Origin of the sequence: Cedecea selenatireducens (genome assembly GCF_042138895.1) — a bacterium.
Lineage (GTDB): Bacteria > Pseudomonadota > Gammaproteobacteria > Enterobacterales > Enterobacteriaceae > Cedecea > Cedecea selenatireducens.
This window is the reverse complement of record NZ_JBHIKW010000016.1, coordinates 1-25,132: the sequence shown is the minus strand read 5'-3', so window position 1 is coordinate 25,132 and position 25,132 is coordinate 1. Positions and strand designations below refer to the sequence as shown.

The window sequence follows — 25,132 nt, the reverse complement described above, 5'->3', positions numbered from 1 at the left end:
GGGGAACGGCGATGAAATCAATGATTAAAGGCGTGCTGCTGGCCGGCCTGTTCTTCAGCGCGTCAGCGATGGCGCTCACCCTGAGCGAAGCTCGTGAACAAGGCCGGGTAGGCGAAACGCTCAGCGGCTATATCGCGCCGATTAAGCAGGACCCAGACACGCTGGCGCTGGTGAAAAGCATCAATGAAGGCCGCGCTCAGCATTATCAGCAGCTGGCGGACACCAATAATGTCTCAATCAACGAAGTCGCGCGGCTGGCGGGGCAAAAACTGGTGGACAGAGCGCCCGCCGGGGAATACGTGCGCGGCCTGAACGGGCAGTGGATGAAGAAATAGCTTTATGTCTATTCCCCCTCTCCCTGGAAGGGAGAGGGAATAAACAATGTTTCCCATAGCTTTTGTTTTCTCCCTCGCCCCTTTGGGGAGAGGGCTGGGGTGAGGGTTACCTTTCAGGCCGCCTGAAAGCGCTTGCGATACTCCCCCGGAGATACACCAAACCTGCCTTTGAACGCCGTTGAAAAATGGCTGTGATCGGCAAATCCCCAGCTGTAGCCAATGCCTGCCAGCTTCTCGCTGTGGCTCGCCGTACGTAGCGCCTGGGCGCAGAGATCGAGCCGCCGGTTTTTGATGTACTGAGCCACCACCAGGCCTTTATCGGCAAACAGGCGATAGAGGCTTCGCACCGACATCCCGGACTCGGCGGCAATCCACTCCGGGCGCAGGGTTTCCGACTGAATATGTTCGTCAATCAGCGTCATTACTTTTTGCAGATGGCGATCGCGCTTTGAATGCGGCAGGCTGTGCCGGGTCAGCGCCGGAGCAAGCAGACAGGCAATCGCCTCAAGCGTGGCTTCACTTTCTCCGCCGGTCAGGCCGTCGCTGCCCATGCTTTCACGCAGCAGGCCGTGGCTGAGGCGGACCATCGGCATTTCGGCCGGGAGCCTTTGCGCGCAGGGGATTTCCCCCAGACGCAGGTGCTGCTCCAGCAGGTGACGGGGCAGCAACAGCGAAACCTGCTTCGCCCCGTGGGTATAGGTAAAACAGCTGGGGCGTGAGGCGTCGATAAGCGTGATATCTCCCTGGCCGAGCACGGCCTGGTTTTCCCCTTGCTCCATCACGGCTTCGCCCTCCAGCTGGAAGACGGTATAGAACCAGGCGTCGTTACTTTGGGCGACTTCGCGGCTTGTTCTCAGCAAACGAGCCTGATTAATCTCTACCACGCTGAGTTTAATGGCATGGGCAAGATGCTCCCTCAGGCTGCCGTGAAACCCTTGCTCCAGCGCCGCGCCCGAGAAACGACCACATGCGACATTCACCTTCTCCAGCCATTTTTCGAATCGCTCGTTGTGTTGTCTTTCCGCCATAGATCCTCACTTATCGCCGCCCGAAGCCAATAACTATAGGTAAACGTGATTCAAAAAAAGAATCATCATCAACATTTGTGTAGCGTGTCACAGCCAACAAAGCGAATGTCAGCCGCAGAAAACCCTAACCTCAACATAACGCCTAGAATGAAGGGGGGCTACACGATAATGACCTTGATAAGGAGATGCTATGACTGAGCCAGAAACGGTAAGCGTGCTGGGCAATGTACGCCAGTTTCTTCAGCGTTCTCATGGGCTTTACATTGACGGCGGCTGGCAGGAGTCTGACAGCGAAGCGCGTCTACCGGTTTTTAACCCTGCAGACGGGCAACAGATTTCCAGCAGCGCCGATGCCAGTGTGGCGGATGTTGACCGGGCGGTAACGTCTGCCTGGCGTGCGTTTAGCCGCGGCGTATGGGCTAATATGCTGCCTGCCGGGCGAGAAAGAGTCCTGCTGCGTTTCGCAGATCTGCTTGAGCAAAATACGGAACAGCTGGCGCAGCTTGAGACGCTTGAACAGGGCAAGTCCATCAACATTTCCCGCGCGTTTGAGGTTGGCTGCACGCTGAACTGGATGCGTTATACCGCAGGCCTGACGACGAAAATCAGCGGCCAGACGCTCGATGTGTCTATTCCTATGCCGGAAGGCGCACGCTATCAGGCGTGGACGCGCAAAGAGCCGGTTGGCGTTGTGGCGGGCATAGTACCGTGGAACTTCCCGTTGCTGATTGGCATGTGGAAAGTGATGCCGGCCCTGGCCGCAGGCTGTTCTATTGTCGTTAAGCCTTCGGAAACCACGCCGCTGACGCTGCTGCGCATGGCGGAGCTGGCGACCGAGGCTGGCGTACCGGACGGCGTATTCAACGTGGTGACAGGCAGCGGCGCGGGCTGTGGCAAAGCGCTGACCGAACATCCGCTGATTGCCAAGGTCAGCTTTACCGGTTCGACCGCGACGGGAAAGGGCATCGCCAGAGCGGCGGCAGACAGGTTAACGCGCGTAACGCTGGAGCTGGGGGGCAAAAACCCGGCTATCGTGCTGAAAGATGCCGACCCGGCAATGGTCATTGAAGGCTTAATGGCGGGCAGTTTCCTCAATCAAGGGCAGGTGTGTGCCGCCAGCTCGCGGATTTATATCGAGGCGCCGCTGTTCGACACGCTGGTGAGTGGTTTTGAGCAGGCGGTGAAATCACTGCAGGTAGGGGCGGGCATGGATCCGGCTGCCCATATCAACCCGTTAGTTTCGAAGGTTCAGCAGCAAAAAGTCGCCGGTTATCTGGCCCAGGCAGAGGAGCAGCGGGCTGAACTTATCTCCGGCAATCCAGGCCCGCAGGGCAGCGGCTACTACATTGCGCCGACGCTGGTGGTAAACCCTTCAGCCAGCCTGCGGCTCACCAAAGAAGAGGTCTTTGGCCCGGTGGTCAACCTCGTGCGGGTGGCGGATGCGGAAGAAGCGTTGCGGCTGGCTAACGACAGCGACTACGGCCTTACGGCGAGCCTGTGGACCAACAGCCTGCAGGCGGCAATGCAGTATACCGGGCGCATTCAGGCCGGTACGGTTTGGGTAAACAGCCACACGCTTATCGATGCCAACATGCCCTTCGGTGGCATGAAGCAGTCAGGCACAGGCCGCGATTTTGGCCCCGACTGGCTCGACGCCTATACCGAAACCAAAACGGTTTGCGTGCGTTACTGAATGTGAGCACATTTCGGCGCTTATCACGGCCCGGAATTATCTGTCGCTGGTAATCTGATGGTCCCCCTCCCGCGAGGGGAGATCGTTGTCCGATCTTGACCATTAATCATGATAATAAATGTTGCTACCTTCAGACCGGGTTTTCCCGGTCTTTTTTTTGCATTTTTTTGTCAAGAAGGCGCTATTTTAGTCATGAAGTATTTGCGTTAAGTGACTATCTCTTCGGGCACACATTTGTCCATGCGACCTTATTTTGCGTAAAACTTACGGCAATGTAACATTTATGGAAAAACAACCAAAAATGAGCAGCCCGGATTTATCGGCATATTTCCCCGAAATGTAAAATTGATGTAAATCAAAGCCTGTTCCATAACCTTATGAATTATAACTGTTAGCTATTTGTGTTTATGTATTCATTCGTCGGGGTTATCGATCGCTATGCCCCGGCCCCTTCCTTTTAAGTAACACACTGTTAACAATAAATGATTGGTGAGGTTAAATTTTCTTTGGTAGGATTTTTCTTACAAACGATTCGGGAAAAGGATGGGGCCAGTTTGATCCCCCGAATTAAATAAGTCATATTGCGTGTCGCCTTTATATTAAGAGGCAGTGAAATTGTGACCTTCATTTTTTAAGAAGAAACGAAAGCGAAGGATAGTTTTCTACCTCTTTTTAGTCAGAACGTATTGTTTCATGAAATTAATGCAAAACCACGCTGTGAGTATTTAAATTTAAATATTACAGCCGTTTAAAAGAAATAATTTATCGAGCCGTGCCTGTTTATATCCAATACAGGACGGCACAACATCATCCAGATTATTACGTTGGATAAGGATATCGCCGTCTATGCTTCAGTCTTATTCCCTGCCAGCCATGATCCTTGCCGTTATTTGCCTCGGTAGCGGCATGCAGGTGAATGCCGCGCCGACACCGGCCTGGGCCACGGCACCCGGCATTGCGCAGGCGTCAACCCTGACGCTGGGGGAAAGTATTCTGTTCGCGCTCGACCGCGATCCGTCCGTCTCTCAGCAGGCGGCGCAGTTCGGTATTGGGCAGGCGCAGATTGATCAAGCCCGAAGCGCCTGGATGCCGCAGATTTCTCTCAACGGCAGTACCGGTCACTCACGTACCACGGACTCAAGCGGCTCGCTCAAGAACTCGGCGGCCTACGGACTGAGCCTGACTCAGCTGGTGTATGACTTTGGTAAAACCAACAGCAACATCAGCCAGCAGCAAAGCCAGCGCGAAAGCTACCGCTATCAGCTGATGGCGACGCTAACCGGCGTGGCGGAAAAAACCGCCCAGGCGTATGTCGACCTGAAGCGTAACGAGGCGCTGGTCGCGGCGACGGAAGAGAGTATCGCCGCGCTGCAAAACGTGAACACCATGGCAAAGCTGCGCGCTGATGCCGGGCTGAGTTCAAGTTCAGACGTGCTGCAAACCCAGACGCGCATCGCCGGTATGCGTTCGACGCTGGAGCAGTACCTGGCCGCGGGACAGAGTGCAAAGGCCAGGCTGGCGGTGCTAACCGGCGTAAGCGCCGCGAACTATCAGGCCATGCCCGCGCGCCTGGCGCTGGAACAGGCACCGCTCGACAACATCGATTACTCGCTGATCCCCAGCGTGCTGGCCGCTGAGGCGATGCGTGAATCCTCGGGATATGCCGTAGAGAAAGCAAAATCAGGCCACTGGCCGACGCTAAGCCTGCGGGGCGGGCGTACGCGCTACCAGTCCAACAACAGCGCGTACTGGGACGACCAGATTCAGCTTAACGTGGATGCGCCTATCTATCAGGGCGGCGCGGTTTCCGCCCAGGTCGAGCAGGCACAGGGCGCAAGGCGCATTGCGGCCTCTCAGGTCGAACAGGCCAAGTTCGACGTGCTGCAGAAGGCGTCGGTGGCGATGGCCGACTGGAACGGGGCCAAAGGCCGTGAGACGGCGGGAAAGCTGCAGTTAGAGAACGCCCGGCGCGCCCGCGAAGTTTATAAAAATGAATATAAGCTCAGCAAACGCAGCCTTAATGATTTATTAAGCGTAGAGCAGGATGTTTTTCAGGCCGCCTATGCGCAAATTAATGCTGATTTTGACGGCTGGCAGGCCGCGGTAATTTACGCTGCTGCCGTGGATAATTTATTACCCCTGACAGGAGTAGAAAAAAATGCCGCGTCGAAATTACCTGATTTGAAATAAAGAGAGTCAGGGCAGTGGGTTAGCCTCACTCGCCTGAAAATAAGTTGATGTGAAATGAGAGCTGGATTTCTCAGGGATACCCACATCCAAAAAATAAGAACATATGCCTCGTTTCGGCATATTTAAGGAGAAGTGCTATGAATAAGATTCTGGACGTTATTTCCCGTAAAGATGCAGAGAAAACCCTGGTAACCGGCGACGGGAATCTCTCTGTTTCGCTCTCTTCCCCCTCCATCATTCAGATTCACGGCAGTGCCAAAGACGTGGCGCACTATGTGCGTCAGGGCAACGATCTGCTGGTGTACATGAAAGACGGCAGCGTCATTCGCTGTAACGGCTATTTCGTGGAGGAAGAAGGGCGGGCGGGGCACCACTCAGAGTTGGTGTTTGATGACGGGAAAGAACTGACCCATATCACTTTTGACGAAGCGGGCGCGGCCGTAGGGACGCAGGGCACTGAATTAACCGCTACCGCAGTGCCGATCGAATCCATCGAGCCGTTCATGGACGGCTCGCTGCTGAGCGACATGCCGTGGGGCTGGGTTGCCGGTGCCGTGGCGGGCGGGGTGGGCATTGGCGCACTGCTGGCACACGGCGGCGGCAAGTCACACACCGAAGTTATCGACAACACCAACGAGGTGGAAAGCGCCCGGCCGACTTTTACGGTCACCGACAACAAAGGTGACAGCAAAGGGCTGTTGAGCAGCAACGCGGTTACCGATGATTCAACGCCAACCTTCAGCGGTTCCGGGCAGCCGGGCGCCACGATTCAGGTTAAAGACGGTAATGGCAACACCATTGCCAGCACCATGGTCGACGGCAACGGCAGCTGGAAGGTTCTGCTGAGCGAGCAGCCGGACGGCACGCACACCTACAGCGTGGTGCAAATTGACGGCAATAAAATCACCTCCGCCGGGGAGATAACCCTCAACGTCGTCACCGCCCAGGCCTCACTGACCGTCGCGACGATCGCAGGCGACAATATGCTCAACGCGGCGGAGCAGGCAAATGACGTCGTCATCAGCGGCAGCGCAAAAGAGCTGGCGAACGGCACGCCGTTAGCCATCACCCTGAACGGCAAAACCTATACGACTACCGTGGGCAGCGACGGCAGCTGGAGCGTAACCGTGCCGGCAGCCGAGGCTAAAAACCTGGCCGACGGCAGCTGGACGGTGGCCGTCAGCGGCAAAGACGCTGCGGGCAATAATATTTCTGCCAGTGAAACGCTGGTAGTAGACACCAAAGCCCCGACTCTGACGCTGGACACCCTCGCGGGCGACAACATTATCAACGCCGCTGAATATAACGCGGCGGTCACCGTCAGCGGTAAAACCGACGCCGAAGCCGGACAGGTGGTCACCCTTAAGCTGAACGGCAAAACCTATACCGCGACCGTGGGCGCAGACGGCAGCTGGAGCATGGAGGTTCCGGCGGCCGACGTGCAGGCTATGGCGGACAACAGCTACACGCTGAACCTCAGCGTCAGCGACAAAGCGGGCAACGCTACGACGACAACCTCTTCCCTGCTGGTGGACACCACACCGCCGGAAGCCAGCGTCAATACCGTGGCCGGGGATGATATTCTCAGCGTCAGCGAACAAGGGCAGGCGCAGGTTATTTCCGGCACCAGCCGTGGCGCAGCGCCAGGCGATAAAATCACCGTTTCCATTGGGGGCGAAACCTACCAAACCACCGTGCAGGCGAACGGCAGCTGGAGCATCGGCGTGCCTAAAGAGGTTATCTCTTCGCTGCCGGAAGGCCAGAACACCATTACCGTGGCCATTACCGATGCCGCCGGCAATACGGGCTCCACCACGCACGACATCACCGTCAGCTCCACCCCGCCGAACGTGGCTTTCAACGCGATTAGCCAGGACAACGTGCTGAACGCCATTGAAGCGGCCCAGCCTTTAACCCTAAGCGGCACCAGCAATTTGCCGGACGGCAGCACCGTCACCGTGACGCTGAATAGCGTAAATTATACCGCGCAAGTTCAGGGCGGCGTCTGGCAGGTGCAGGTTCCTGTCAGCGACGTGGTTAAGCTAGGGGACACTACCTACACGCTTAGCGTGAGCGGCACGGATACCACCGGCAATACCGGGACGGCAACGGCCACGCTGCAGGTAGATACGGCCCTGCCAACGGTTATTGTGTCCACTTTTGCGGGCGATAACCGCGTTAATAACAGCGAAATCGCTAACGATCAGACGCTGAGCGGGCGCGTCACCGGGGCGCATCAGGGCGACACCGTCACCATTAACATTGGCGGTCAAAACTACACCGCCACCGTACAAAGCGATTTGACCTGGAGCACCACTGTTCCTGCGGCTGACCTGCAGGCGCTGGGCGACGGCGATGTTTCAATCGTCGCCTCCGTGACCAACGGCCACGGCAATACCGGCTCCGGCAGCCGTGACATCAATATCAACGCCCAGCTTCCGGGGCTGCGCATCAATACCGTCTCCGGCGATGATGTGATTAACGCCATCGAGCAGCATCAGGATCTGACCGTGACGGGGACCAGCACGCACCTCAATGCCGGCACGATTATCACCGTGCGCATTAATGGCGTGGACTATCAGGCGGCAGTGAGCGCCACGGGAAGCTGGCAAATTGGTATTCCGGCAGGCGATCTGGCTGGCTGGCCGAACGGCAAGCTGGAGATGGTTGCCAGCTCCGCCGACGAATCAGGTAATCCGGTTGCGGCCTCCCGCCCGGTGGACGTTGACCTGAACTCCGTCGCTATCTCCATCAACAGCGTGACCAGCGACGACAGGCTAAACGCGGTTGAAAAAGCTGCAGATCTCACCCTGAGCGGAAAAACCCTGGGCGTGGAAGCCGGGCAAACGGTGGTCATTAAGTTTGCCGGGCACACCTACACCACAACCGTTAACGAAAACGGGGACTGGACGTATACCGTCCCGGCGGCGGATATGCGCGACATGATTGACGGCCGCGCCGACGTCTCCGTCAGCGTCACCAACGTCAGCGGGAACAGCGCCAGCGGCTCGCGTGAAGTGCTGGTCGATACCCAGCCCCCGGCCATCACGCTGAACAGCATCACGGCCGACAATATTCTTAACCATGCCGAAGCGGCACAGGATCTGGTGATAACCGGGACCAGCACCGCCCAGCCGGGACAAACGGTCACCGTAAGCCTCAACAACCAAAGCTACACCGGACTGGTGCTGGCCGACGGCACCTGGAGCGTTACCGTACCGGTTGCCGACCTGGCTAACCTGACTGACGGGAGCTGGTCGGTTAGCGCCAGCGTCAGCGACGTAGCGGGCAACCCGGTCAGCACCAGCCACGGAATGCTGGTCGATACCACCGTGCCGGTTGTCACCATCAATACTTTCGCCGGCGACAACATCGTTAACCGCTCCGAGCATGCTCAGGCGCAGGTATTGTCCGGGAAGGCCACCGGCGCCGCCGTGGGCGACAGCGTGAAAATCACCGTTAACGGCGTGGAATACTCAACGGTGCTGGACGCCAGCGGCAACTGGAGCCTTGGCCTGCCCGCAGAGGTGATAAGCGGCCTGGCGGACGGCAAATACACCGCAACTGTCGTGGTGACGGACAAAGCAGGCAACGTCGGCGGCAGCTCGCTGGCGTTTGACGTTGCTACCGGACTGCCGCAAATCACCATCAATGCCATCGCCCAGGATGATGTGATTAACGCGGCGGAAAAGAGCGCGGAAGTCACCATTAGCGGCACCAGCAATCAGCCAGACGGGACGCAAATCACCGTCAATCTGAACGGCGTGGACTACGCGGCCGTCGTCAACGGCAATGCGTGGAGCGTGAAGATCCCGGCGCTGGACGTCGCCAGGCTGGGTGAAGCCAGCTATACCGTGAACGCTTCCGTCACGGACGCCAGCGGCAACGGCAATTCTGCCAGCCACAGCGTGCTGGTCGACAGTTCTCTGCCGATTATCACCATTAACACCGTCGCGGGCGATAACATCATTAACCTCGCGGAGGTTAACGCCGGGCAGGTACTCAGCGGCAGCGTGATCAACGCGGCGGCAGGCGATGAAGTTACCGTTATTCTTGGCGGCAAAAGCTATACCGTTATCGTACAGAGCGACCTGAGCTGGAATTTGCCGCTGAGCAAAGAAATGCTCACCGCGCTGGGCGATGGCGAGCTTACCGTCCACGCCTCCGTCACCAACGGGCGGGGCAACACCGGCAGCACGGAACATGACATTACCATCGATGCCCAACTGCCGGGCCTGCGCATCGATACGATCGCGGGCGACGATGTTATCAACCTGGCGGAGCATAGCCAGGACCTGATCGTCAGCGGTACCAGCAGCGGTCTGAACGCAGGCAGCGTAGTTACCGTCACGCTGAACGGCAAAGACTACCTGGCAACGGTTAACGCCGATGGAACCTGGAGCGCTGCGATACCGGGCGTGGATGTCAACGGCTGGCCTGACGGAGTACTGACGGTAACGGCTAAAGCAGAAGATAGCGCCAAAAACCCGGTCAGCATCGACGGTATCGTCGATGTCGATTTAGCGCCGGTGTCCATCAGCGTAAACAGCGTCACGGCGGATAACGTGCTGAACGCGGCAGAAAAAGGCACCGATCTGGTACTTTCCGGCCTCACCACCAACGTTGAGCCGGGCCAGAACGTTACTATTACGTTTGCGGGGCATCGCTATACCACCACCGTCAATGACGATGGAAGCTGGAGCTACACCGTGCCTGCCGCCGATATGGCGAAGCTGAAGGACGGGGATGCCCAGGTGACCGTCAGCGTCAGCAATGCTAACGGCAACCCGGCGAATGCCGCCCAGGAATACGGCGTGGACGCCAGCGCGCCTGCGTTAATTATCGAACCGCTGAGCGGGAATAACCTGCTTAACGCCGCAGAGGCGAAACAGCCTTTGATTGTCAGCGGCAGCAGCAGCGCTGAGCCGGGGCAGGAAGTGACGGTCACGCTGAATAACGTCAACTATACCGCGACGGTCGGCCCTGACGGCCGCTGGAGCGTCAGCGTGCCGGCTAACGACCTGGCCGCGCTCAAGGACGGCATCATCACCGTCAGCGCGTCTGTCGCTGACAAAGCCGGTAACCCGGCAAATGCCGATCGCGGCATGCTGGTGGATATCACCGAGCCGAAGCTGACCATCGACCCCGTTGCCGGGGATGACACTATTAACGCCAGCGAGCATAACCAGGCTCATACCGTGAGCGGCACCAGCACCGGGGCGGCCGCAGGGGATGTGGTTACCGTCGTGGTGACCAACGGGCAGGGAACGTCGTTCACCTTCACCACCACGCTGGACGCTAACGGCAACTGGAATGTCGGTATCCCGGCGTCGGTCATTCATGGCCTCGCGGACGGCAGCTACACCATTACTGCCAGCGTCACCGATGCGGCAGGCAACAGCGGCAGCGTCGATCATGCCCTGACCGTCAACACCGCGCTGCCGGTTATTACGGTTGCCACTATCGCGGTAGATGACGTCATTAACGCGACGGAAAAAGGCGAGGATCTGGTGCTCTCAGGCACCAGCAATCAGCCAGCGGGCACCCTTATCACCGTCACCCTGAACGGGATTAATTATCAGGCCGTGGCCGGAACCGACGGCAGCTGGAGCACAACGGTCCCGGCTTCCGCCGTCAGCAAGCTGGGCGAAGCTAACTACACGGTGACCGCGTCAGTGACCGACGCCCACGGCAATAGCAACAGCGACAGCCACAACGTGCAGGTCGATAGCGCCTTGCCGACCGTCACTATCAACAGCGTCACCGGTGACAACATTCTCAACGTCACGGAAATCGCCAGCGGCCAGACGCTGAGCGGCACCGTCACCGGGGCGATAAAAGGTGACATTGTCACTATTAATCTCGGCGGCAAGCTGTATCAGGCGACCGTCCAGGACGATTTGAGCTGGAGCCTGCCGGTTTCCAAAGAAATCCTCACCGCGCTGGGCAACGGCGAGTTGACCATCACCGCTTCTGTGACCAACGGGCACGGCAACACCGGCAGCGGCAGCCGGGATATCGTTATCGACGCGAACCTGCCGGGGCTGCGCGTGGACACCGTCGCGGGTGACGACGTGATTAACGCCATCGAACATAACCAGAACCTGATTATCAACGGCACCAGCACCGGCCTCAGCGCGGGCAGCGCGGTGACCGTAACGATCAACGGCAAAGACTATGCGGCAACCGTCCGCGCGGACGGCAGCTGGCAGGCCGCCGTACCAGGGGAAGATGTCGCCCGTTGGGCTGAAGGTGCCGTCACCCTTGAGGTGAAGGGCAGCAGCGGCGCGGGCAACGATGTGGCTATCCAGCATCAGGTGACCGTCGATCTCAGCGAAGTGGTCATCAGCATTAACGCAATAACCGGCGATAACGTGCTGAATGCCGCCGAAAAAGGCGCCAATCTCGAACTCTCCGGCATGACGCAAAATGTAGAGCCGGGGCAGACCGTCAACATTACCTTTGCCGGGCACACTTACACCGCCACGGTTCAGGCGGACGGCAGCTGGAAATACACCGTTCCGGCGGCAGATATGGTGAACCTGAAAGAGGGTGACACCGCCGTGCAGGTGAGCGTCACCAACAAAAATGGCAACAGCACCGAAGCGGCGCAAAACGTCAGCGTCGACAGCCTTGTCCCGGCGCTGACCGTTGACCCAGTCAGCCAGGATAACCTGCTGAATGCCGCAGAGGCGAAGCAGGATCTGATTATCAGCGGAACGAGCACCGCAGAGGCGGGCCAGACAGTGACCGTCCAGCTGAACGGCGAAAGCTATCAGGCAACGGTCAAAGCAGACGGCAGCTGGAGCCTGAGCGTACCTGCAGCGGACGTCGGCAAGCTGGTCGACGGTAACATCACCGTTACCGCAAGCGTAGAAGACCGCGCCGGTAACCCAGGCAGCGCCAGCCGCGACGTGCTTGTAGACGTAACCGTGCCTAAAGTGACCATCGGCACCATCGCTACCGACGATGTTATTAACCAGACCGAGCACGGCCAGGCGCAGGTGATTTCCGGCACCAGCAGCGGCGCGCAGGCTGGCGATATTGTTACCGTCACGCTGGGAAATAAAAGCTATACCGGCGTGGTGGACGCGAACGGCAACTGGAGCGTGGGCGTGCCGCGGGCTGATATCAGCGCGCTGGGCGACAATACTTACACGGTGACCGCGTCTATTACCGACAAAGCGGGCAATACCGGCGATGCTTCGCATACCTTTAAGGTGGATACCGTCGCGCCAACCCTGAGCATCGACACCATTGCGGGGGATAACATCCTCAACGCCGATGAGAAAACGGGGGATGTGGTAATTAGCGGCTCGTCTACCGGCCTTGTTGCCGGGACGTCGGTGACGGTGAATCTGAACGGTAAAAACTATGCGGCCACCGTGGGTGACGACGGTAAATGGACCACTACCGTCCCAGCGGGCGACGTTGGCAAGCTTGGCGAGGCCTTCTATGATGTTTCCGTCAGCGCCAGCAACGGCGTGGGCAATGCTGGCAGCCAGAGCAGCACCCTGGAAGTCGCCTCTACGCTGCCGGGCGTTATCATCAATGCCGTGGCGATCGACGACATTATCAATGCCGCAGAGCTGGCGGCTGGTCAGACGATTACCGGGCGCGTGACCGGCGTGCAGGCCGGGGCGGACGTGACCATTAACATTGGCGGCGTGAACTACACCGCTAAGGTGCAAAGCGATCTTACCTGGAGCCTGACCCTTGGCAAGGACGTGCTGACCGCGCTCGGCGACGGCTCGCTTAAAATTAACGCCTCCGTGACGGACGGGGCGGGTAACACCGGCACCGGTTCGCGCGACGTCACCATCGATGCGGCACTACCGGGCATCCGGATTAATACCATTGCGGGCGATGACGTTATCAACGCCATTGAACATGGCCTGAACCTGGTGATCAACGGCACCAGCAGCGGCCTGAACGAAGGCAGCACGGTAACCGTAACCATCAACGGTAAAGACTATGCCGCAACGGTGCGGGCCGACGGCAGCTGGCAGACCGTGGTGCCAGGAAACGAAGTCAGCCAGTGGCAGGCTGGAGATATCACCGTTTCTGCAGGCGGAACCAGCAGTTCAGGTAACCCAGTCTCCATCGATCATACCGTCAATGTAGATCTCAACGCGGTGGCGATAACCATCGGCCAGATTGCCGGAGACGACGTGCTGAACGCCGCCGAGAAAGGCGCTGATTTATTGCTCTCCGGGGTAACACAGAATGTGGAAGCCGGGCAGACAATCACCATTACCTTTGCGGGGCACACCTACACCACTCAGGTAGAGAGCGACGGCAGCTGGAAATTCACCGTCCCGGCTAATGATATGCAGGGGCTGAAAGACGGCGAAACTTCCGTGGAAGTCAGCGTCGCTAACGTGAGCGGCAACGGGGCATCGGCCGGGCGTGAAATCAGCGTGGATACCGCAGCCCCGACTCTGCAAATCAACACCCTCGCCGGGGATAACGTGCTCAATGCCGCCGAGGCCGGGCAGCCGCTGGTGATTACCGGCACCAGCGACGCGGAGCCGGGCCAGACCGTGACCGTGAAGCTGAACAATGAAACTTATACCGGCACCGTGCAGGCCGACAGCAGCTGGAGCGTAACCGTTCCGGTTGACAAAGCCTCCGCGCTTGGCGACGGCGTGTATACCGTTGAAGCCAGCGTCAGCGATGCCGCAGGCAACGGATCCTCCGCGAGCCATAACCTGAGCGTGGACGTCACCGTGCCGTCCATTTCGTTTGGCGTGGTCGCCGGCGACGACGTGATTAACCTCGCCGAACACGGGCAGGCACAGATTATCTCCGGTTCCAGCCGCGGCGCTGCTGCCGGGGATAAAATCACCGTGACTATTGGCGCAAACAGCTGGACCACCACCGTGGATGCGGCGGGCAACTGGAGCATCGGCGTCCCGGCCGGCGTGGTAAGCCAGCTTGCGGACGGTAAAGTCACCATCAACGCCAGCCTGACGGACAGCGCCGGCAATACCGGCAGCGGCAGCCATGAAGTGACGGTTAATACCGGCCTGCCGTCGCTAAACTTCAATGCTATCAGCGGCGATAACGTGCTGAACGCCATTGAAAAAGGCGAAGTACTGACGCTGAGCGGCACCAGCGCTAATCTGGCGCCGGGCACCGCCGTCATCGTCACCCTGAACGGCAAAAACTACACCGCCACCACCGACGCCAGCGGCAACTGGCGCGTGGACGTTCAGCCGGGCGACCTGGCCGGACTGGGTGAAGCAAACTATACGCTGACAGCCACCGCAACCAGCGCTATCGGCAACAGCGCCAGCGCCAACGCTAATCTGCTGGTGGACACTGCCGCCCCGGGCGTCACGATTAACCCGGTTACCGCAGACAACGTCCTTAATGCTGCGGAAATCGCGGCAGGCCAGACCCTGAGCGGAAAAGTCAGCAATGCCGCCGTAGGTGACACTGTCACTATAAAACTGGGTGGGAAAACCTACACCGCGACGGTGCAGAGTGATTTGAGCTGGAGCCTCGACCTGCCGGCCGACGTGCTGAGCGCCCTGGGTAACGGAAAATTAACCGTCACGGCTTCGGTCACCAACGGCCACGGCAACAGCGGCACGGCAGACCGTGAGTTTACGATTGACGCCAGCCTGCCGGGCATCCGCATCAACACCGTGGCCGGCGATGACGTCGTCAACGCCATCGAGCACAATCAGAACCTGATTATCAGCGGCAGCGCCAGCGGCATGAACGAAGGCAGCACCGTCACCGTCACCATTAACGGCAAGAACTACCTGGCGACGGTTAGCGCGAGCGGCACATGGTCGGCAGCCCTTCCGGCGCAAGATGTCGGCCTGTGGGCAGCGGGTAATATCACCGTGACGGCGGCGGGCAGCAGCAGCTCGGGCAATCCGATCTCTATCGATCGCTCCGTGACGGTCGATCTCACTCCGGTCGCGGTCAGCGTTGAAGCTATCACCGCAGATAACGTGCTTAATGCCGCCGAGAAAGGGGCAGACCTGGTGCTTTCCGGTAAAACCCAAAACGTTGAGGCGGGGCAAACCGTCACGATTATCTTCGGCGGCCACACCTACACGGCCCAGGTTGAGTCCGACGGCAGCTGGCACTACAGCGTGCCGGCAAGCGATATGGCCGGACTGAGGGACGGCGATGCGACGGTGAAAGTTAGCGTCACTAACGTGAACGGGAACGGCGCCAGCGCGGAGCGTGAGTTCAGCGTTGACGCCACGGCACCGGGGCTGACTATCGACCCGATCGCCACGGACAACGTGATTAACGCTGCAGAAGCAGGCGCAGGCGTGACCGTTACCGGGACGTCAAATGCGGAGGCCGGGCAGACGGTTACCCTGACCCTGGACGGAAAAACCTACACCGGCGTAGTGAAAGCGGACGGCACCTGGAGCATTACGCTTGATTCAACCGCCCTGGGCGCGCTGGCGGATAACCAGTATGCGGTAAAAGTTGACGTCAGCGATGCGGCAGGCAACAAAACCACCGGCAGCCAGAACATGACGCTGGACACCACCGCGCCGACCGTCAGCTTTAACGTCGTGGCGGGTGACGACATCATCAACCTTGAAGAGCACGCTCAGGCGCAAATTATCTCTGGCTCAAGCACTGGCGCGGCGGCAGGGAACAAAATCGTCATCACCCTCGACGGGATTCAGTACGTTACTCAGGTGGATGCCAACGGCAACTGGAGCGTGGGCGTGCCGGCCTCGGCGGTTTCAGCGCTGAAAAACGGCACGGCGACGATTACCGCCACGCTGACCGACAGCGCCGGAAACGAGGGAACGAACTCCCACACGGTTGAGGTTAACGCCGCCCGCATCGGGCTGACCATCGACACCATTAGCCAGGATGACGTGATTAACGCTGCGGAAGCTCAGCAGGATCTGGTGATTAGCGGCGGCAGCACCGAGCTGGCCGTGGGCACTCAGGTCACGGTCACGTTAAACGGCATTCAGTACAGCGCCACTATTCAGCAGGGCGGCGGCTGGAGCTTAACCGTCCCGGCAAACCAGGTGCAGAATCTGGCGCACGGCAGCGGCTACACGGTGATGGCCTCGGCGACAGACAGCGCGAATAACGCGACGTCGGCGACCCACAATATCAGCGTCGACACAGCTGCGCCGATAGTCACCATTGCCGACATCTCCGGCGACAACGTGATCAACGCGACCGAACAGCAGCAGCCGTTAACGATTCGCGGCACCAGCAGCGCAGAAGCCGGGCAAAAAGTCACCGTTAAGCTGGGCAGCGAAAGCTATGAAGCCACGGTTCAGGCAGATGGCTCCTGGAGCCTCACCGTGGCCGCTGAAGATTTGGCAAAGCTCGCTGACGGCGACTTCTCCGTTCATGCCGCAGTGAGTGACAAAGCCGGGAACCCGGGCAGCGCGGACCGTACTTTGACGGTGGACACGACCGCGCCGACCATCACCTTCGACAAGGTGGCCGGGGACGACATCATCAACAGCGCCGAGCAGCAGGCAGGCCAGGTTATCAGCGGGACGACCAGCGCCCAGCCTGGGCAGACGATTACCGTGACCTTCAATAATCACGCTTACAAGGCGGTGGTTAGCGATACCGGGACCTGGTCTGTGACCGTGCCTGCTCAGGATTTCCTGGGCGCGGCGGACGGCAGCTATCAAATCTCTGCGAGCGTCAGCGATAAAGCGGGCAACGGCAGCAGCGCGGACAAGCAGGTCACCCTGAGCGGTGAAGTGCCTACCATCAGCATTAACACCTTTGCCGGGGACGATATCGTCAGCGCGGCGGAGCACGGCACGCCGCTGGTGCTGAGCGGAGTCACCAATGCTCCTGCGGGGCAAACCGTGACCATTACGCTGAACGGGCAGAAATACACCACGACGGTGAACGGCGACGGGACCTGGAGCTACACCCTTGGCAGCAGCGCGGTATCCGCCCTGGCGGACGGCGACGCATACGTTATTCACGCCAGCGTCAGCAACAGCATCGGCAACAGTGCGGGGGCCGACCGTACCATCACGGTGGATACCACGCCACCGCAGATGACCATCACCATTGACTCGCTGCAAAACGATACCGGGCTGAGCGCCAGCGACTTTATTACCGCCGACAACAAGGTCGTCGTAAAAGGTTCCCTGAGCGGGGCGCTGGGTAACAATGAGAAGGCGCAAATTAGCTTTGACGGTGGGGCAAGCTGGATTGATCTGGTGGTTAACGGCAAATCATGGAGCTATGCCGACGGGCGCACTCTGCCGGACGGCATCGTGACCTATAACGTGCGCGTCATCGACAATGCGGGCAACGTTGGCTCGACGGCAACGCAGAATGTGACCATCGATACCGTGGCGCCGGACGCCAGTAAGACCATTACTGTCGAAGCTATTAGCCAGGATACAGGTTTGGACGCGCACGACTTTATTACCAACGACAATACCCTGACCCTCAGCGGCAAGCTCGGCGCTCCGCTGGCGGCGGGCGAACACGCCCAAATCAGCATTGACGGTGGGAAAACCTGGATTGACGTGAGTATTAGCGGTACCACGTGGAGCTACATTGATAAGCGTACGCTGGCAGACGGTGATTATCTCTATCAGCTGCGCGTTGTCGACGAGGCGGGCAATGTCGGTGCAACCACCAGCCAGCTGGTAACGGTAGATACCGTGGCACCGGACGCGAGTAAAACCGTCTCGATTGACAGCATCAGCAACGATACGGGGCTGAGCAGCACTGACTTTGTCACCAGCGATACCTCGCTGACGGTGAACGGTTCGCTGGGCGCGTCGCTGCTGGCGGGGGAATACGTGCAGATAAGCCTGGACGGCGGGAAGACCTGGCAGACGGTAGTCACGGTTGGCACAACCTGGTACTTCAACGACGGCAGAACCCTCAGCGATGGCACTTATCAGTACCTGGTTCGCGTGGTTGACGATGCCGGTAACGTTGGGCAAAGCGCCTCTAAGAACGTCACTGTGGATACCACGCCGCCGGACGCGTCCATCACCGTGACCGTCGACAGCATCACCACCGACAGCGGCTTCAGCAACAGCGATTTTATCACCAACGATAATACGCTGACGCTGAACGGTTCGCTGGGGACGGCGCTCGGCAACAATGAATTCGTCCAGATTAGCTTCGACGGCGGAGTCAGTTGGGTTTACGCCACCTCGGTGAACGGCACCAGCTGGAGCTATACCGACGGACGCCAGCTGGCGGACGGCGACCATACCTGGCAGGTTCGCGTCGTCGACCTTGCCGGAAACGTGGGCGCAACCACCAGCCAGACGGTGACGGTGGATACCGTCGCGCCAAACTATGGCATCACCATTGACGGTATCTCTGACGATACCGGGCAGAGCGCCAGCGACTTTATCACCATGGATACCACGCTGACGCTGAACGGCACGCTCGGCCATGCGCTGGCGAGCGATGAGCGCGTACAGGTAAGCCTCGACGGCGGTAAAACCTGGGTCGATGCCGTGGTGAACGGGACCGCCTGGCACTACGTTGATGGCCGCACCCTGGCCGATGGCGACTATGTCTACCAGGTTCGCATTGTCGACCAGGCCGGAAACGTCGGATCAACCGCAAACCAGCTGGTAACCGTTGACACCGTGGCTCCGGACACCGTGGGGAGCATCGTCAGCTATACCGACAACGACGGCGAACGTACCGGTAATTTCGACAGCAGCTATTCTACCGACGACACCTCGCCGGTGCTAAACGGCACGCTGAACCAGGCGCTGGCCGACGGCGAAATCGCACAGATCTTCCGCGACGGCGTGCTGGTGGGCAAAGTGACCATCACCGGCGGCACCAACTGGACGTTCGCGGACTCCGGCCTGCTGGACGGAAACTATCATTACGTTCTGCGAGTGACGGACAAAGCGGGGAACTACACCGAATCTAACGACTTTAGCCTGACGGTCGACACCTCGGTGCCGACCACCAAAGCGCTGGTTGACGGTTTAAACACCACTGACACCACGCCAATTATCACCGGCAGCGTGGATGCAAGCCTGGTGCACGGCGAGTTCGTGGTGGTGACGGTGAACGGCAAGACCTACACCTCCGATCGCGGCGGTGCGGTGGTGGTCGATCCTTCTTCTAACACCTGGTATCTGCAAATCCCGGACGCCGATGTGCTTTCGTTAAAGAGCTATGACGTTACGGCGCAGGTAAAAAGCAGCGCGGGCAACGGCAACAGCGTAGATGTCACGCACGGCACGGTGGTGGTAGGTGCAGAAGCGTCGATGTCGCCAGCCTGGTCCTTTACCAGCGCCACCAACGCCATTGCCGCCAGCTTTATGCTCGACGAAAACGGCATGTGGACGTTTGCCAGCAACCAGCAGTTCGCCACCTCGAGCGACCGCAACACTTACAAAGTGAGCGGAAACTTCACGATGAACGGGAGCTACACCACCGGTGCCTATGCGGACATCAACCGCGACGGCCACGCGGATATGCTGGTGGAAAGCACCAACTACAGCTACATCGCCCAGTTGATGAACAACGGGGATGGAACCTACACCTCAACCAGCCCCGGCAGCAGCGCCTCGGTCGGCGCGCTGTTGTGGTATGGCGCCGTCGTGGCCATTGACTTCCAGGGTGACGGCTACGTCGACTTTGTGATGGGCGATGCTGGCGGGCCGGACTCCAGCACCTTTGTGAATAACAACGCCGGCAAGCTGGTAGGGACCTCCGGCGCCGGAACGTACATCAACTTTGTCTCCGGGGCTAAAGTCGGCAACTACAACAGCCTGATTGAAGCTTCAGGCGTGGATTTGAACAACGACGGCATGGTGGATATTGCTCAGCACACCACCAACGGCAACAACTACTATGCGCTGTCCACCATGTTTAACAAAGGTGATGGCACCTTTACCTGGGGCCAGAACTTCATCAACACCATGTACAGCGCAACGGGTTCTGCCGCCGCCAACAACTCGGTGAGCATGACCTGGGCTGACTTCGACGGTGACGGCTACATGGACCTCTACATGGGGATGTCACGGGCAGGCACCGGCGGCCTGCTGATGACGAACGACGGCAAAGGCAATCTGCTAGCCGGCACGGCGGTTGGCACCGAGAAGTACAACGGTACGGTCAGCGTGGCGGTGGACTGGAACATGGACGGCCGGATGGACATCATCAAGCTGGCCAACAGCGGGCAGTCGTATATGTACACCAACGACGGGCTGAAGGGCGTGGCAAGCTTCACCTCGTCGAAGTTCGGCTCGGCGACCACCAGCCAGGTCTCCGGCGCGGCGCTGGTCGACTACGACTGGGACGGCGCGCAGGACCTGCTGATCTTCCGCCAAAACGGCAGCGTGACGCTGGAGCGGAACACCAACGCCGTGGCACCGGGCACGGCGATTCACCTGAAAATTGTCGACAGCCAGGGCATTAACGTGTTCTTCGGCAACACGGTGAAGCTCTATAACGCGGCGGGTGAACTGGTGGCAAGCCAGGTGATTAACGCCCAGTCGGGGATCGGCATCAACGACGCTTCGGCGCTGGTGAGCTTCTACGGCCTCAACCCGAATGAAACCTACCATGCCGAGCTGGTGCGGGCGATCAACGGCGTCTCCAGCAACACGACCTGGAATGGACTCACCGCTGGCGATGGCAGAGAAAGCTATGCCCTGACGGCAGATGCCGCGACCGGCGTACACGGAGGCACGCTCACCGGCACCGGCTACAACGATACGTTTATCGCCGAGCAGGGCACTTATGTCTACAACGGCGGCGGCGGCTGGGAAACGTCTTCCGAACACCAGACCTGGAGCTCGACGGGTGGAATGGATGTGGTTGATTTCCGTAACTCGAGCGTGGGCGTCACCGTCGATTTGGGTAAAACCGGGGCGCAGAACACCGGGTTTAATACCGCCACCTTTAGCAATATCGAAGGGATCGTCGGCTCCAGCCATGACGATGTGATTACCGGCAATAGCGGGAATAACACCTTCGAAGGCGGCGGCGGTAACGACACCTTCAACATCGGCAGCGGCGGGCACGATACGCTGCTCTACAAGCTGCTGAACGGGTCGGATGCCACCGGCGGTAACGGCCATGACGTCGTCAATGGCTTCAGCGTCGGGACCTGGGAAGGCACCGCAGACAGCGACCGCATTGACCTGCGCGAGCTGCTGCAGGGCAGCGGTTACGCCGGAGATGCTTCCGCACACTACATCAATGGTGTCGCACAGCTGGGTGCCGGGGCAGGCAACATCGGCGACTACATCAAAGTGGTACAAAACGGCAGCAGCACCGAGATTCAGATTGACCGCGACGGTAAGGGCGGCGTCTTTGACCCAACCACCGTGGTGACGCTGAACGGGGTACAGACAGACCTCGCCACGCTGCTGGCGAACCACCAGCTGGTGGTTATTTAACGTTAGTGCCGCCGGGCTTTAAGTCCGGCGGCATTCTGGCCGCTTATCTTTATTACCCGGTATAAAACATGTTTATGAAACAAGCCGCAGAAAGGGCAACACCGGCGCTTTTTGCCACTTTCGCAGGACGTGAGACACGATGACTTCAACGCATACCCGCTATGAACCCTGGCTGCAGGCCATGCTGGCCGTAGCGCGCCACTATCGGCTGGACTTCTCGGAAGAGCACGTGCGCGTGGTGGTTAACCAGGAAAGCCAAAGTCCCCATCATCTGGTGCTGGAAGATATGGCTCGTCAGCTTGGATTAGCCCTGCGCAGCGTCCCGGCGGATGTCACGCTTATCGATCCTTGGCGTTTGCCGCTGGTCGCGGAGCTTAATGACGGCCAGATGGCGGTGCTGACCCACATGGATAAGCACGGGCAGCTCAGCATACAGCTTAGCGGCGACGGCGGCCTGGAAACCGTGGTCAGCCGTGAAGCGCTGTCGCAGAGGCTGAAAGGCCTGTTTTTGCTGCGCCCGCTGAACTCTATCCCCGACGCGCGAGTAGACGACTACGTCAAGCCGTACCAAAAAAACTGGTTCTGGACGCTGGCGCTGAAAGACTGGAAACGCTACGGCGACATCATGCTGGTGGCGATGGCGGCTAACGTGCTGGCGCTGGCGGGGATGATCTTCTCCATGCAGGTGTATGACCGGGTGGTGCCTTCACAATCTGTCCCCACGCTGTGGGTACTGTTTGGCGGCGTGATGCTGGCGATTCTCTTTGAATTTACCATGCGTATGCTGCGCGTCCACATAGCCGACGTGGTCGGCAAGCGGGCCGATTTGCGCATTTCCGACCGGGTTTTCTCCAGGGCATTGCGCATTAAAAACAGCGCACGGCCTAAATCAACCGGCTCGTTTATCTCGCAGATTCGCGAGCTGGAGTCGGTTCGCGAGCTTATCACCTCCACCACCATCGGCACGGTGTCGGACATTCCGTTCTTCCTGCTGTTTGTCTTTATTCTCTGGCTGATTGGCGGCCCGCTGGTGTTTGTGGTGCTGCTGGCGATCCCTCTGCTGCTGATCCCCGGCCTGCTGGTGCAGCGTCCGTTGGCGCACCTCTCGAACGAGGGCATGCGTGAGTCGGCCATCCGCAACGCCACGCTGGTGGAGGCCGTTCAGTCCATCGAAGACATCAAACTGCTGCGCGCCGAGCAGCGGTTCCAGAACCAGTGGAATAACACCAACGACGTGGCGGCCGGGGTTGGCATGAAGCAGCGTTGGCTGACCAGCCTGCTGATGACCTGGACCCAGGAAGTTCAGTCTATCGTCTACGCCGTGGTGCTGCTGGTAGGGTGTTACCTGGTGATTAACGGCGATATGACCACCGGGGCGCTGGTTGGTACCTCCATTCTGGCTTCCCGCACCATTGCTCCGCTGGCGCAGATATCCGGTGTGCTATCGCGCTGGCAGCAGGCGAAGGTGGCGCGTAAAGGGCTGGACGACCTGATGCAGCGCCCGCTGGACGATCCGGAGCAGGGCAAAAAAGTGCATAAAGCGCATTTGCAGGGGAACTACCAGTTTAACTATGCGGCGTTTTACTACGACGAAGAAGAAAAGGTTAACGACCTGGACATTGCGCGGCTGACCATCACCGCCGGGGAGAAAATCGCGGTGCTGGGACGGAACGGCTCCGGCAAAAGCACGCTCTTACAGCTGCTGGCGGGGATGCAAACGCCGCAGCACGGGCAGATCCTGCTGGATGATATCAGCCTCGGCCAGCTCGACACCGCCGATCTGCGTCGTGATATGACCCTGCTCAGCCAGCAGGCTCGGTTATTCTTCGGCTCGATCCGCGACAACCTGACCATGGGCCGTCCGCTGGCAAGTGACGAAGAGATCCACCGCGCCCTGGCGCTTAGCGGCGCGCTGGGCTTTGTTCAGAAGCAGAAAAACGGCCTCAACTATCTGATTACCGAAGGGGGCGCAGGCCTGTCCGGCGGCCAGCGGCAGGCATTGCTGCTGGCGCGAACCCTCATCCTGCAACCGCAGATCCTGCTGCTGGATGAGCCGACGGCCTGGCTGGATGAAATCAGCGAGCAGCAGCTCATCGCTAACCTGGCTCCGTGGCTGGGCAACCGCACGCTGGTGGTCGCCACGCACCGGATGCCCATCCTGCAGCTGGTAGACCGAATCATCGTGCTGGATAACGGCCGCATTGTCATGGACGGCCCACGAGACAAAATTTTACAGCTGCACGGGATGGAGAATAAAGCCGCCCCGCGTAGGACGGCGACGCTTAAGCCTGACATCGGGCCGGAGGTGCAGGGATGAACGACATCACACGCTATAACAGCCGCCTGAAAGAGCCTGCGCTGCCGCGATCGAGCCTGGTAGCCTGGGCGCTGGGGCTGATGCTGCTGGTTTTTGTGCTTTGGGCTAATTTCTTTAGCCTGGATGAGGTTACGACCGGCTCGGGGAAAGTTGTGCCGTCGTCACGGGAGCAGGTTATTCAGTCCCTCGAGGGCGGGATCCTCTACAAGCTGGACGTTCATGAGGGGGACATCGTTGAGCGGGGCCAGGTGCTGGCGCAGCTTGACCGCACGAAAACCGAGTCCGGCGTGCAGGAAAGTGAATCTCGCCTCCACGCTGCGATGGCCACCGCCGCACGCCTGAAGGCCGAAGTCGGCGCTACGGCGCTGGTCTTCCCCGACATGCTGGCCGGCGATAGCGACCTCGTGCGCCAGGAGACGGCGCTCTACGAATCACGCCGTAGCAGCCTTGAAAAAGGCGTCGCCGGGCTGCGTGAGGCCGTCTCGCTGGTGCAGCGCGAACTGGCGATGACCCAGCCGCTGGTCAAGCAGGGTGCCGCCAGCAGCGTGGAAGTTCTGCGCCTGCAGCGGCAAAAAAATGAGCTGGAAAACAAAATCACCGAAATGCAAAACCAGTACTACGTGCGCGCTCGTGAAGAACTGGCAAAAACCAACGAGGAAATTGAAACTCAGCGCTCGGTGATGCGGGGGCGGACAGACTCGCTGACGCGCCTGAAGTTTACCTCACCGGTGCGGGCGATTGTGAAAGGCATTGAGGTCACCACCGTGGGCGGGGTGATTCCTCCTAACGGCAAGCTGATGACGCTGGTACCGCTGGATGACCAGATGCTGATTGAAGCAAAAATCTCGCCGCGCGACGTCGCCTTTATTCACCCAGGGCAAAAGGCGTTGGTGAAAATTACCGCCTACGACTATTCCATCTATGGCGGGCTGAAAGGGGTGGTGACCACCATTTCGCCGGATACGCTGCAGGATGAGGTGAAGCGTGACGTTTACTACTACCGGGTCTACATCCGTACCGATGCCAGCCAGCTGGAAAACCGGGAGGGAAAATCGTTCCCCATCTTCCCCGGCATGATTGCAACCGTGGACATTAAAACCGGCAGTAAATCGGTACTCGATTACCTGTTGAAACCGTTGAATAAAGCCAGCGAAGCGCTGCGAGAAAGATAAAAAAAAGCCGGCGAA

At 59.2% G+C, this 25,132-nt stretch carries 7 protein-coding genes; 6 read left to right on the top strand and 1 reads right to left on the bottom strand.

Features of this window, described 5'->3' with window-relative positions:
• The first annotated feature begins 11 nt into the window (after positions 1-11).
• Positions 12-335: a YdbL family probable chaperone protein gene (locus ACE38U_RS19860; protein WP_176983073.1), complete on the top strand. Its 324-nt coding sequence runs from the start codon at positions 12-14 to the stop codon at positions 333-335.
• A 113-nt stretch (positions 336-448) separates the two neighbouring features.
• On the opposite strand, the gene feaR is transcribed toward ACE38U_RS19860, so the two are convergent.
• The gene (gene feaR, locus ACE38U_RS19855; protein WP_176983072.1) at positions 449-1,363 is read right to left on the bottom strand and encodes a transcriptional regulator FeaR; all 915 of its coding nucleotides are present in this window, start codon (positions 1,361-1,363) and stop codon (positions 449-451) included.
• A 190-nt stretch (positions 1,364-1,553) separates the two neighbouring features.
• Between feaR and ACE38U_RS19850 the strand changes: the two genes are divergently transcribed.
• From ACE38U_RS19850 to ACE38U_RS19830, 5 genes are all read left to right on the top strand, one after another.
• Complete coding sequence (locus tag ACE38U_RS19850; protein WP_375530402.1) at positions 1,554-3,056, top strand: aldehyde dehydrogenase family protein; 1,503 nt, start codon at positions 1,554-1,556, stop codon at positions 3,054-3,056.
• A gap of 846 nt (positions 3,057-3,902) precedes the next feature.
• Positions 3,903-5,246, top strand: coding sequence for a TolC family outer membrane protein (locus tag ACE38U_RS19845; RefSeq protein ID WP_375530401.1), 1,344 nt, complete (start codon positions 3,903-3,905; stop codon positions 5,244-5,246).
• A gap of 137 nt (positions 5,247-5,383) precedes the next feature.
• On the top strand, positions 5,384-21,628 hold the full coding sequence (locus ACE38U_RS19840) for an Ig-like domain-containing protein (RefSeq protein WP_375530400.1): 16,245 nt from the start codon (positions 5,384-5,386) through the stop codon (positions 21,626-21,628).
• Between the two features lie 139 nt (positions 21,629-21,767).
• Entirely contained in the window at positions 21,768-23,945 is a 2,178-nt protein-coding gene (locus ACE38U_RS19835) for a type I secretion system permease/ATPase (protein WP_375530399.1), read from the top strand.
• Positions 23,942-25,117, top strand: a complete 1,176-nt coding sequence (locus ACE38U_RS19830) for an HlyD family type I secretion periplasmic adaptor subunit (protein ID WP_038472078.1) — start codon at positions 23,942-23,944, stop codon at positions 25,115-25,117. Before ACE38U_RS19835 ends, ACE38U_RS19830 begins: the two co-directional genes overlap by 4 nt.
• Positions 25,118-25,132: the final 15 nt, after the last annotated feature.